Origin of the sequence: Arthrobacter sp. zg-Y40, assembly GCF_020731535.1 — a bacterium.
Lineage (GTDB): Bacteria > Actinomycetota > Actinomycetes > Actinomycetales > Micrococcaceae > Arthrobacter_B.
On record NZ_JAJFZS010000018.1, the window covers coordinates 1 to 12,390 of the forward strand.

Below are 12,390 nucleotides of genomic sequence, written 5' to 3' on the forward strand. Positions count from 1 at the left end.
CGGCCAGGATTACTACCTGCCGGTTCCGGTCCACTGCCTGGGCGCCCAGGCCGAGCGGGGTGGCCGCTGCCATGGTGCCGTGCCAGAAGGAGCCGATCAGCCGCCGTCGTGCGCCGATGTGCAGGTGCCGGCACGCCCAGATGACCGGGGTGCCGACGTCGGGCAGGAAGACCGCGTCGTCGTCGGCGAGTTCGTCGATCAGGTGGGCCAGGTGCTGCGGGTGGATGGCGCCCGGGCCCTGCTTCTCCAGGTCGTCGAGCTGCTTCCGGGTGCGGCGGTAGTGGTCCAGCGACTTCTCGAGGTGGGTGCGGTTGGACTTGCGCTCGAGCAGCGGCAGCAGCGCCTCCGCCGTCTCGCGCACCCCGCCGACCAGGCCCTGGGTGAGCGGCACGCGGCGGCCGAGCTGCTCTCCCCGGATGTCGACCTGCAGGATCTTCGCGTGCTTCGGGTAGAACTGCTGGTACGGGAAGTCGGTGCCGAGCATCAGCAGCGCGTCGCAGTCCTCCATCGCCCGGTAGCCGGACGCAAAGCCCAAGAGCCCGGTCATGCCGACGTCGAAGGGGTTGTCGTGTTCGATGAATTCCTTGCCGCGGAGGGCATGCACAATCGGCGCGCCGAGCGCGTCGGCGAGGGCGAGGACCTCCTCGCGTGCCCCCTCGACGCCGGCGCCCGCCAGGATGGTGACCTTCTCGCAGCCGTTCAGCGTGGCGGCGGCCTCCTGCAGTTCTGCCGGGGAGGGCACGGTGACCGGGTCGGTGCGGCGGACCGTGAAGACGCGCTCGTCGACGGCGTCTTCCAGCGCGGTGTCGCCGGCCATCACGAGGACGGCGACGCCCCGCTTTTCGATGGCGGTCCGCATGGCGATTTCCAGCAGCCGCGGCATCTGGTCGGCGCTGAGGACCATTTCGCAGAAGACGCTGCAGTCGCGGAACAGTTCGGTGGGCCGGGTTTCCTGGAAGTACTGGCTGCCGATCTCGTCGCTCGGGATGTGCGAGGCGATTGCGAGCACGGGGACCCGGCTGCGGTGCGCGTCGTAGAGCCCGTTGATGAGGTGCATGTTGCCGGGGCCGCAGCTGCCTGCGCACACCGCGAGCTCGCCCGTCAGCGCCGCTTCCCCGGCTGCCGCGAACGCAGCCTCCTCCTCATGCCGGGTCAGCATCCACTCGATGCCCTTCTCCCGGCGGATCGCCTCGGTCACCGCGTTCAGGGAATCCCCAGGGACTCCCCAGATCCGCTGGATCCCGTTGGCGGTGAGGTTGTGGACGACGGTCTCGGCGATCGTGGGCATGCTGCTCCTCGGTTCGGCGCGCTCGGTCGGCCCCGTCAGTCTAGGCGGCGGGCGCGGGTCGGGGTAGAGGGTGGCAGGTGGCCTGGGCCTCCTGCCACCGCACTTCAGCCCCGACGGATGACTTGGTCTTGCTGTCAGACAGGCTGCCGCCGGGTGTCAGAGTCAGCTTTGCCCTGCGATTCAAGGATTCACGGCGCCGCGGAGGCGTGAGTCCGCAACTGGGAGCTCAAGTCGACCTTTTCCTCCGGCTGGAACGGCAATTTCTCGCTGGTCAGTCCCAGCGATATAAAGCGGCGTCACTAAGTTCCTCCGCAAACTTGCTATTCATGAGACGGTAGCCACCAGCCTTGTTCGTGAGAAAGTCAATGGTCACGAGCTTCTTCTGTGCTTTCGTGGTCGCGCGACACCAGTCGGGATATTCAGCTAACTCCAAAGCCAACTCATTCTTATGGGCACGGAAGTCTTCTTCAAATTCGTAGGCCTTATCATTAACTATCTTATTTGCACTGGGGATTACACGATAAGAAAGAGTGACCTCATCAATTTCGTCCAGACCAGCTTCTGCAATGATCGTGGGAGCTACATGCCGTCTCTTGTTTACTTGCTCGCCGAAATACTTGCGAGACCCGATTAATGAGGTTACGGCTGCTTGAATGTTTGAATAATGCTCTCTTAGCCGTTCTTCACGCTCAATCTCTGACGTGGCATCAACATCCTCCAGCACGGCAGTCACCTTCCCCATCAGTTCGCCCGCCCAGTCACACATAGCAGACCACTCGTAGGCCAGTCCGCTGGCTAGCCAGTAGACCGTGAGGGACATCAGTGTCCCGTCGCGGCTAGCGTTAGTCTCCAATACCCCTTCGGCTGCGGGAGGAAGCTCCTCACCATGCTCGCTTTCAAAGTATATCCTGGTCATATCGAGCGAGAACGGTGTAACGGCAACGCTAATGAAAGGCGCCCCCACTAGAGCAGCGAGGTTGAGGGCGGTATCGATGTCAACCTCTTCGGCGTCCACCTCCACATCTGTTTCCCTCAGAACATTAACACCGGCCAGGATCGGCAAGCCCGCAGCGGCAGCACGTTCACCAACCGAGTCCTGAATCTTTACTAAGTCAGAGGAGGTGTATGTAATAGTCATAAACTAGATAGTAGAGGATGGGTGTGACATCTTGGCTTTTATAAGCACACCGATCATTTTTCCAATGAGGACAATAGTTCCCTCTTCGCAATTGAGAGAGTTTGGAATAATTATTTTACGTACGAACCCTCTGTGAAGACTTCTACTTGCCGGGTACCGCGCGCAGGGCTGTTTTCGAAATTAGGCGAGGTCTATCGAACGCGCTGAGAAGCGGACCGGCCACCTTCCTAGGCAGCGTCGGCGACACCGCCGTCGTGCGCAAGTCGATCGCTGGGGGCACTTATGGGACTTTCCCGACGGGCGCCTGGCGCACCGGTAAGTGGCCGCGTAACTAGTGTCGGAGGTTCTCGGTCGGAACAGGGGAAGTTCCGTGCGCCGAACGGTGGCATGCCGACGTTGCCGTGGCCGTTGTCCTAGGTGAAGTAAGGCTGTAGGTTAGTTTCTACAACGAACCCGCATGGCCTCATTTCCGGGACAGAATTCCGGACTAAGCACTAAGAGTTGACGCGTCCGTTACCCTTCTCCGGTTCACTAAAATCGGTTAGTCCCCAAGGTTCGTAGTCAGGTGGCAGCTCTGCTTTCTGTGAGGAGCGAAGCCACACTTGGATAGGCTCATCATTATCTGGTCTCAGCCTTATCTCCATGCCTTTTGCTGTACCTGCAACCAGCGCCCCCTCCACTGCATCGGGATCAACCACGCGAAGACTTCGGTGAAACATGAAAGCTGCGCCTAGATTGTACTTGCTCCCCTGAATCTCGAGGGTAAACGCCTCCGGCCTACTCATCAAGGCGCCACCTTGCCGAATGAAACCTAATAGCGGCTCATCGACAGCGCCCGACATCGTAGCCGTCAAGTCAGTTCCTGGTGGCATAACCGCGAGGTTGCCTCGTAGAAGAATTCTCCCGACCCGCAACATTACGCGATCGCGCGAGTTTATTTCTCTAGGAACATTAAAACTCGCATTGGGAAGTTTGAGCTGTAGATCATATAGGTCCTCTATTAACTCAACAGTGTAGGCATCAGTCGGACGGTCATTCTTTTCACCGCCGAGTTGAAACTTTCCCACACGTCCGCCCGCAAAGTAAAGCTCCATTATGCTTTCCGGTTGCATAGCTTCTGACAATCGCAGAGCTTGGACGGCATCTGACGCCGGAGCATCTACTACATCAAAAGCAACATTAATACGATTGCCCGATTGCAAATCGTGTTTGGGGAACTCCATAATTAGGGTCACCAGATTAGCAAAGAGGGCCTTTACTGAAAGCCCTATAGACCCCTCGGCTCTTGCCGTGATCTTCCCCTCAAAACGGCCCTGCGAAAATCCATATTCATCGATGAAGTTCAAAGTCACCAGTTCCGGATTACGTGGAATATCCGGCTGAGGAACCAACTGTACCGATGAGGATCCTGAGCTGGGAATGGGCCTCACCCACGATGGTCCAGTCCGGGTGAATGTTGTAGATCGCGCGGGCAATTGCAGAGCTTCGAACGATCCATACTCAAGGCTGTGCCGTAGCTGATCCGCAATACTCCGATCCTCCTCACCGAAGCGAAATGTTATTTCGGTTTCAATCGGTTCAACGAGCATCGCGTCAGGATGTTTGGCTACGTATTCCTCTGAAACGACGCCACCCTGAACCGAGAACTCGGTATCCCAATATTCGCTTCGACTATTTGCCGTCTCGGATAGCGCTTTTAGGCGGGCCTCCAAATCAGTTGGTCCCGCCATAACTGCCTTTTCGGATCCGAGTTCTTTCAACACATAGACAAGTTCATTTCGCAGGACCGCACGCTCGACTGCAGGATAATCTGCAAATGCCGCATCCAGCTTGGCCTGCCCCCAAATATCAACCGTCACCGGCTTACCCGCCGCAAGTTCATCCACGAACCGTTTCTCATTGATGTGAGGATTGGGGGGCATAATTAACACCCATTCCTCCGGATGATGCCTACGCCAAGCGGTGTCGAATGACTTTTTCACCTGCGGTCGCCGGGCATCTCGAAAACCCCCTGTGAATCCCTCCGGATAGTATTTTAGCTGGAATATCTTTGTGACCGTGTCGCCATCCCAGACCGCAACATCTATGCCTTCGTCCCCACCGCGGCCATTGATTACCGCGGCCTTCATAGGGGGCCTATCGAACATCTTCAAGAGCAGTACTTCGACGGCGCGGTTGAAGTCGTCCTCACCAATCGTCTTCCATCCAATCCGGCCTACGTGGAGATTCTTGCCGTAAACCATCGATCATCTACTTTCTTTGAAAGACACTGGAGCTATGTTCGCGCGTATTGCCGTTCATTCGGCAGAGGTAGTGTATCCGCCAACTCAAGGGCAGCTATCTAACTCACTGGCCCAGCTTTCTCCCCTGCCGGTGCCCCCACACTCCGATATCCCGGGTTTTAGCGCAAGAGCGTCCTCCAGCGGTCGCGAAGTACTGCAGGTCCGTCTTCCGGCTTCCGCTGAAAAAGAGGCAGCCTAGGCACGCCGTCCACGCTGGCCTCGGAACCTTTCCGGTGGTGAGGGCTCTGGGTAACGATGACAAGGTTGGAGACGACGACGCTGTCGAGTACCCGCTCGAATTGAGCGTAGGTCTTTCGTAGGAGATGTTGGGTCACAACCTTCCAATCCTTGAACTCAATGACGATGCACCGGCCTGCGATGTCCAGCACGGCATCCGCCACCAGCACGCGCCTGACCCATCCCTCTCCTCCACCCGGCTAAAATCGAGGAGGCCCGTTTCACCCCCACCGCACGGGCGGAAAGCGCAGAATGTCCTTCATCGAGAACGCCGTTGCCCGCTGGGCCGAACTGCAGCGGCTCCAGGCGGCCCCCGGCTGGAAACTGACCAACGCCAACGCCTGGGTGCTGGCCCTCTTCCGCGAAGCCTTCACCCGCACCCGGCCGCGGGTTCCCCTGGACGACTTCCACGCCATGACCGACAGCTTCCTGAACCGCCTCCGTATGGACGGCGTGCAGCTGCGCGAGGACTGGACCGGACGGAACTACGCCGATGACTGGGTGGCCCGCCGCTTCCTGGCCCGCCCCCGCGCCGACGGGAAGTTCGTCTACGAACTCACCGAATCCTCCGCCCGCTTCCTCTCCTACCTGGACGGCTTCAGCAGCGACAAAACGTCCCTGAACTCCTCCCGCCTGGCGACCCTGCTGGACCGGGTGGAAAACCTGGCCCAGGAATCTAACCCGGACCCCGCCGCACGCATCGCCGTCCTTAAAGAAGAGGTCGCCCGCCGCGAGGACATGATCCGCGCTCTGGAAACCGGCGAGGCTCCCCCGCCCCTGCCGGAGGACACCGCCGTCGAAGCCGCCCGCGACATCCTGGACCTGGCCGCCGCCCTGCCGGCCGACTTCAAACGCATGCGCGACGGCCTGGAAAAGATGCTGCACAACCTGCGCCAGGAAATGGTGGAATCCAACGCCGCCAAGGGCCTGACCATGGGCGAAATCCTCGAAGCGGACAAAAAGCTGCGCAGCACCGCCGAAGGCCGCACCTATGAGGGCTTCACCGCCTTCCTGAACGACGCCGACCAGCAGGCCCGCTTCCGTGCCGCCATCGCCGAGGTCCTCGAGCGGGACTTTGCGGACAACCTCACCCCCGAGGACCGGCAGAGCCTGTACCGGCTGATTTCCGACATGCGGGACCAGGCCACCGAAATCCACCGCATCTACGGCCGGCTCTCCGAATCCATGCACACCTATGTGCAGAGCGACGAGTACCGCGAATCCGTGCAGCTGCGCCAGCTCATCCGCGCCGCCGAGGCCGCCGTCCACAAGGCGCCGCGCGGACGCCGCCGCGCCGCCGTCGTGCCCGCACCGCAGCTGTACGGGTCGGGCTTCGAGTCCCTGAGCATGGTCCGGATCTACAACCCCGAGGACCACGCCGCCCCGCGCACCCTGCCCGAACCGCCGCAGTTCACCGAGGCGGACATCCACCGCTCGGCCCGCACCCCGCGTGCGGACCGGCGGGTACTGGCCGACGCCGTCTCCCGGGCGACGGCGGCACGCGCCAGCGCCACGGTGGCCCAGGTGTTCGAGCAGCTGCCGCCTGAGCACCGGCACCTGAACAGCATCCGTGCCCTGCTCGCCGGCGGTTCCGCTGCCGGCGAGACCCTTGAATCCGTTACCTTTACCCAGATCGACGGCAGCGAGCGCACCGCGCTGCTGCCCGCCGTCGCCGTCGCGAAAGCCCCCGAAAAATGAGCGAGACCATCCACGCCGCCCCGGACGAAAACGTCCTGGACGAGAGCACCCCGGAAAACCCGGACCTGGACGCCGAGCAGGCAGAAGAGACCGCAGAAACAGAGCGCGACCTGCTGGTCGACGGCCCGGAACTGTTCCCCGGCGACACCGGCACCCTCCCGCTGAAGCTGCGCCAGGCCCTGATCCGGCTGCTGCGCGGCCCCTACCTGGACGCCACTTCGTCCGACAACGTGTACGAAACCGTGGTGGACAACCAGGAACAGCTGCGCGTGCGGCTCAGCGAACTGTTCCTGTCCCTGGTCATTGACGAGGACCGCAAGGTCGCCCTGTTGCGCCCAGTGGAAATGCCCGAACCGCACACCTCCGCCCTGCAGCGCCAGCGCGAAATGACCCGCGAGGAAACCCTGCTGCTGCTGCGCCTGCGGCTGATCCTGGACCGCCACACCGGCACCGGGAACGAGGCCACCATCGCCCGGCAGGACATCCTCGAGGTCCTCGAGGCCTACGTGGACCCGGGCCAGCGCGACGCGAAGTCCGTGGAGGACACTGCGGACGCCGCCATCCGCAAGCTCGTCCAGGACCGCCGCCTGCTCATCCCCACCGAGCTGGACAACGTCTGGGTCATCTCACCCGCCCTGCCGCTGGCCCTGCCCTATAGCCAGATCGGCGACATCGTCACCTTTATGTCCACCCTCGCCGGGGACACTGGGGACTACACAGCGGACGACGACGGCGCGGCCACGCTGGACCTGGACGGCACCGCCGTCGAGCCCGCCGACGCTGACGGCACCGACCCCGCGCCCGGGAACACTGAACCCGCCACGAACGACGGCGAGGAGCCGGCATGAGCATCGAAACCACCCTCCCCATGGGAGACCTGATCAATCCCGGCCAGAACCGGCTCTCCTCCGTGCAGATTGTGAACTGGGGAACCTTCGACGGCTCACACACCATCATGGTGGACCGCGCCGGCACCCTGCTCACCGGCGATTCCGGCGTGGGCAAATCCACCGTCTTCGACGCCATGCTGCTGGTCATGGACGCCCGCCCCCGCATGAACGAGGCCGCACAGAACAACAACGGCACCAACGCCGAGGAAAAGCGCACCGCCTTCTCCTATATGCGCGGCCGGCTCGGCACGCAGGGAGCGGACGACGGCGCGGGCACCGCCTACCAGCGCCCCGGCGCCACCTGGTCCGCGGTCTGCCTGACGTTCGACAACGGGCTTGGCCAAATCACCAGCCTCTCCGTGGTGATGGACCTGCCGGCCACCGGCACCGAACACAACCTGGGCCGCTTCTACCTGGTGCACAACAAGCCGCTGGACATCGCCGCCCTGCAGTCCGGCATCCGCGGCCGCTTCACCAAGGGCAGCCTCGAAGCGCTGCTGCCCGGCGCCGCCGTGTTCGATTCGCACAAGATGTTCGCCGAACGCTACCGCTCGGCGCTGGGTGTGGAGGATGAGAAGGCCTTCAACCTGCTGCGCATCCTGCAGACCGGCAAGGGCCTCGGCGGTACCGTTAATGACTTCTTCCGCACCAACGTGCTGGACACCCCGCGCACCCTCACCGCCGCCGAAGAAGCGGTGGAGGACTTCAGCCACCTGCGCAGCATCCGCCGCCAGCTCGAACGTGCCCGCCAGCAACGCGACCACCTGGCCTCCGTTCCCGAGCTGCACAGCCGCTACCGGCAGGCCGCGGACGCCCTGGCGCACAACCGGGCGCTGACCACTGAGGGCCTGCCCGCCTACCGGCAGCGCCTGGCCCTGGAAGGCGCGTCCCGCACCGCGGAGAAGCTTGAGGCCGCGGCGTCGGCTGCCCGTGCCGAACTGTCCGCCGCGGAGACCCGCCGTGCCACGCTCAAGGACCAGCGCGACGCGCTCAGCGCCCGCTACGCCGAAGAGGGCGGCGGCGCCATCGCCACCCTGGAACGCGAACTCGCTGCCGCCGCCGCGCAGCTGCGTTCCCGCGAAACCGTGGAAAACGCCTTCCGGGACGAGCTCGCCGCGGCGGGGATCGACGTCGACTTCTCCCCCGCCGGGCTGGTCACCGCCCGCAGCCGCGCCGCGGAGCTGATGAAGTCCCTGACCGCAGATCTGGACGCCGCTAAGGAGCGCAGCAGCAACGCGCACGGCGAGGCGTGGTCCCTGAAGGGGCAGATCGCGAAGCTGGAAAACGAGATCGGCTCCTTCCGCCGCCGCAAGTCCAACATCCGGCAGGACTCCCTGGACCAGCGCACCCGGATCTGCGCCGCCACCGGCATCCGAGAAGCCGATATGCCCTTCGCCGCGGAACTGATCGACCTGCCCGCCGAGCACGCCCAGTGGCGCCCGGCCGCCGAACGCACCCTGCGCTCCCTGGCCACCGCCCTGCTGGTCCCCGGCGAACACATGGGCGCCGTCACCCGGTACCTGAGCGAAAACGACATGCAGGGCTACGTGCGCTGCATCGACGTCTCCGTGCCGCTGGACGGCCCCGCCGAACCCGGCCCCGATGACCTGATCACCAAGCTGCTCACCCACGACTCCGAGATGGGCGACTGGGTGCGCCGGAAAATCACCGCGCACTACGACTTCGTGTGCGTGGAGGACCCGGCCGGGCTGGCCGGCGTCGCCAAGGGCGTGAGCAGAGGCGGTGCGGTCAAGCGCAACCGCAGCACCACTGAAAAGGATGACCGGCACACCAAGGCCTCGGACAACGTGCTGGGCTTTGACAACAAGGACACCGTCGCCGCGCTGGGCAACGAACTGCTGGCCCTGCGCACGGTCTTTGAAGAGGCGGACACCGTCTCCAAGCAGCACGCCGCGGAGCAGGACGACATCGTCCGCCGGCTCGCCGCCGTCCGCCGCGTCGCCGAGGACAACCGCACGTGGGAGGAACTCTCCGCGGACGAGGCCCGCGCCGCCGTCGAGCAGGCCACCGACCGGCTGGATGCCGCCCGGGACGCCAACGCGGACCTGGAGCAGATCCGCTTCGAACTGGACACTGCCGAGCTGGACCTGACCGCCGCCACGGAGAAGGTGGGCGGGCTCAAGGGCGAAGCGGCGAGGCTCGACGCCGACCTTGCCGCCGCCGTCGAACGCCGCACCGCCCTCTCAGCGAAGGCACCCGACGCACTGTCCGAGGGCCTGCGGACTGCGCTGGCCGAACTGTTTGACCCGTTCGGCGACCTCACGGACGCCGCCCGGCTGAAGGAAGCCGCCGGCGAGGTGGAGCGCGCCCTGATCACCGAACAGGCCCGGCTGGAGAAGACCCTGCTGGAAACCCGCGCTCGGCTGGAACGGACGTTCGAGACGTTTAGCGACAAGTGGGGCTCGGACTTCGGCACCTCCGTGGAGGCCGCCGGCGCGTACGAGGACCGCTTCGAGGGCATCATCACCGAGGGCCTGCCGCAGCGCGAAGCCGAATTCAGCGAGTACTTCAACAACCGCACCTATGAGCGTTTCAGCGACCTGCTGCAGCTGCTGGATGAGGAACGCCGCAGCATCTCCTCCCGCCTGCTGCCGCTGAACTCCGTGCTCCGCCGGGTGGAATACCACGCCGGCAGCCACCTGGAGATCGAGGTGGCCACCACCATTCCCGACGCAGCGTACAAGTTCCGCACCGAGCTGAAGAACGCGCTGCCCATGATGGGTTCACGGCAGGATCGGGCGGACATGGACGCCCGGTATGCCGCGCTGGAGGCGCTGGTGGACCGGCTGAAGGACCCGGAGGAGAAGCGCTGGCGGGCCGAAGTGCTCGACGTCCGCTCGCACGTGACCATCACCTGCACCCACCGCCTGGCCAACGGGCACACGTACACCAACCTGCAGGCGTCGCTGATGTCCGGCGGCGAGGGCCAGCGGTTCACCGCGTTCATCATGGCGTCGGCGCTGGCGTACCAGCTGGGCATTGTGTCGCAGGGCTTCAGCACGTACGGCACGGTGATGATGGATGAGGCATTTGTGAAGTCGTCGCTGTCCTTTGCGGAGGCGTCCATCAACGCGCTGCACGAGTTCGGTTTCCAGCTGCTGCTTGCCGCTCCGGAGGACAAGGTGGACCTCTCCCGCTTCCTGGGCTCGGTCACCGAAATCCTGCGTGACGACGTCACCAACCGTTCCGGCGTCCTGGAACGCGGGCTGGGCAACTCCCGGTCCGTGGACATCCTGCTGCGCTAGCCGGTTCCTCTGGCATTGCGGGGGCGCCGGGATGGAGACTGGGAGACGTGATTCCTCTTCTCGAGTCCTGGCGCCGCCAGTTGATCGGCACGTTCAGCAACAACGCCGCCGAAATCCCGCAGTGGGAGCTCGAGCTGGCGAAGGGCGACGACGCCGGCCATTTCGGTCCGGACTCCGCGGTCTGGGCGGTCCACGGGTCCATGACGCCGATCATTGCCGGGATCCGGGCGCTGCTGCTGCAGGCCCTGCATCCCGGGGCGATGGCCGGAGTACACGATTTCTCCGACTATAAGGAGGATCCGCTGGGCCGGCTGGCGGGGACCATCCGCTGGATCTTCACCGTCACGTACGGGGACACGCATGCGGCGAAGTCCGGGTCGGACTGGGTGCTGCGCCTGCACGAGCGGGTGCAGGGTGAGTATGTCGGCGCCGACGGGGCGGTCCAGCCGTATTCTGCGAACGATCCGGAGATTGCCCGCTGGGTGCATCTGGCGTTCACCGACGCGTTCCTGTCCTCGCATCAGCGCTACGGCGGGCCGATTCCGGGTGGGGCTGATGCCTACGTGGCCGAGTGGGCGGTGGCCGGGGAACTGATGGGCATTCCGGATCCGCCGCGTTCGGAGGCCGAGCTGCGGAAGCAGATGGCCGGGTACGACGCCCAGCTGCGCAGCAGCGAGTACGTGCAGGAGGCGCTGGGGTTCTTGCGGCGGCCTCCGTTGCCGGGGAACCAGAAGCTGGGTTACCGGGTGCTGTTTGCCGGGGCGGTGGCCAGCTTGGAGCCGAAGCACCGGGAACTTTTGGGGTTGCGGGCTCCGCTTGTGGGGCCGGTTCCGTTGCCGATGAAGTTTCCCGTGAAACTTGTTTTGGGTGTTATCCGCTTTGGTCTGGGTCCGATGGGTCCCAGCGAGCGGTCCGCGCGGGAGCGTATTGCCCGGTTAGCCGGCCGGCAGTGAGGGCGCCAGTGGTGCTTCCGCGGGCAGTTTTTGGGGCGCTAATTGAGGCAAGTAGTGGGCCTTTAAAAGACGGGTAAATGAAGCTCCGTCAGGGACCGTTTTTGGCAGTTTTTCGGCCCTGAAATGTCAGTGCCGGATGAAAACCTTAGGCATGGACCAGATCGGGAAAACCGAACCGACAACTGAAGAATCAAGGACTGGACACTGCACGGACGAAGGCCACGCCGGCACTAAGAGCTGGCCCACACTTGCGGTATATCGGGCGGGTACAACAGATACGTCCGACGACGACGGCGCACGTGCCAGCGGAACCGCCGGCGCAGCGGGTCCCGGCACCACTGACACCGGTTTTCCGGATGGTTTCAGCGGAACCCTGGCTCTGCAGAACCTTGAATCCTTCGACGACCAGGCTGTGGGTGAAGTGCTGGTCCGGGTCGCGCACCTGATTGCGTGGGCGGAGGCGCAGCGAGCCCGTGCGCTGAACCGGATGGAAACCCTCTTCCGGGAGGACTACGCCGGCGCGACCGGACGGGTGGAACCCGGGATGGCGTTCACTCTTGCCGCCGCCGAGTGTGCCGCCCTCCTGCAGATACCGCACGGCACCGCGCAGCGGATGATGTTCGAAGCCGGCCTCCTAT

At 63.9% G+C, this 12,390-nt stretch carries 8 protein-coding genes; 5 read left to right on the forward strand and 3 right to left on the reverse strand.

The window, feature by feature from the left end:
• From LJ754_RS16580 to LJ754_RS16590, 3 genes are all read right to left on the reverse strand, one after another.
• Nucleotides 1-1,288: thiamine pyrophosphate-binding protein (locus tag LJ754_RS16580; RefSeq protein WP_227927428.1), on the reverse strand; the 1,288-nt coding region annotated here is incomplete at its 3' end.
• Nucleotides 1,289-1,559: 271 nt separating this feature from the next.
• Nucleotides 1,560-2,426 (reverse strand): hypothetical protein, encoded by an 867-nt coding sequence (locus tag LJ754_RS16585; protein WP_227927429.1) that lies wholly within the window; start codon nucleotides 2,424-2,426, stop codon nucleotides 1,560-1,562.
• 494 nt (nucleotides 2,427-2,920) lie between these two features.
• The gene (locus LJ754_RS16590; RefSeq protein WP_227927430.1) at nucleotides 2,921-4,669 is read right to left on the reverse strand and encodes a hypothetical protein; all 1,749 of its coding nucleotides are present in this window, start codon (nucleotides 4,667-4,669) and stop codon (nucleotides 2,921-2,923) included.
• A gap of 528 nt (nucleotides 4,670-5,197) precedes the next feature.
• Here LJ754_RS16590 and LJ754_RS16595 point away from each other — a divergent pair.
• From LJ754_RS16595 to LJ754_RS16615, 5 genes are all read left to right on the forward strand, one after another.
• Nucleotides 5,198-6,643 (forward strand): DUF3375 domain-containing protein, encoded by a 1,446-nt coding sequence (locus LJ754_RS16595; RefSeq protein WP_227927431.1) that lies wholly within the window; start codon nucleotides 5,198-5,200, stop codon nucleotides 6,641-6,643.
• Nucleotides 6,640-7,491, forward strand: coding sequence for a DUF4194 domain-containing protein (locus LJ754_RS16600; RefSeq protein ID WP_227927432.1), 852 nt, complete (start codon nucleotides 6,640-6,642; stop codon nucleotides 7,489-7,491). Before LJ754_RS16595 ends, LJ754_RS16600 begins: the two co-directional genes overlap by 4 nt.
• Nucleotides 7,488-10,799, forward strand: a complete 3,312-nt coding sequence (locus tag LJ754_RS16605) for an ATP-binding protein (RefSeq protein WP_227927433.1) — start codon at nucleotides 7,488-7,490, stop codon at nucleotides 10,797-10,799. The genes LJ754_RS16600 and LJ754_RS16605 overlap by 4 nt, the downstream gene beginning before the upstream one ends.
• A gap of 47 nt (nucleotides 10,800-10,846) precedes the next feature.
• Nucleotides 10,847-11,752, forward strand: coding sequence for an oxygenase MpaB family protein (locus LJ754_RS16610; protein WP_227927434.1), 906 nt, complete (start codon nucleotides 10,847-10,849; stop codon nucleotides 11,750-11,752).
• 151 nt (nucleotides 11,753-11,903) lie between these two features.
• On the forward strand, nucleotides 11,904-12,390 hold a 487-nt coding region (locus LJ754_RS16615), incomplete at its 3' end, for a hypothetical protein (RefSeq protein ID WP_227927435.1).

Bases quoted from the DNA above. Each gene is read 5' to 3' on its own strand.
- LJ754_RS16585 (WP_227927429.1), bottom strand. From the start codon at position 2,426: ATGACTATTACATACACCTCCTCTGACTTAGTAAAGATTCAGGACTCG.
- LJ754_RS16590 (WP_227927430.1), bottom strand. From the start codon at position 4,669: ATGGTTTACGGCAAGAATCTCCACGTAGGCCGGATTGGATGGAAGACG.
- LJ754_RS16595 (WP_227927431.1), top strand. From the start codon at position 5,198: ATGTCCTTCATCGAGAACGCCGTTGCCCGCTGGGCCGAACTGCAGCGG.
- LJ754_RS16600 (WP_227927432.1), top strand. From the start codon at position 6,640: ATGAGCGAGACCATCCACGCCGCCCCGGACGAAAACGTCCTGGACGAG.
- LJ754_RS16605 (WP_227927433.1), top strand. From the start codon at position 7,488: ATGAGCATCGAAACCACCCTCCCCATGGGAGACCTGATCAATCCCGGC.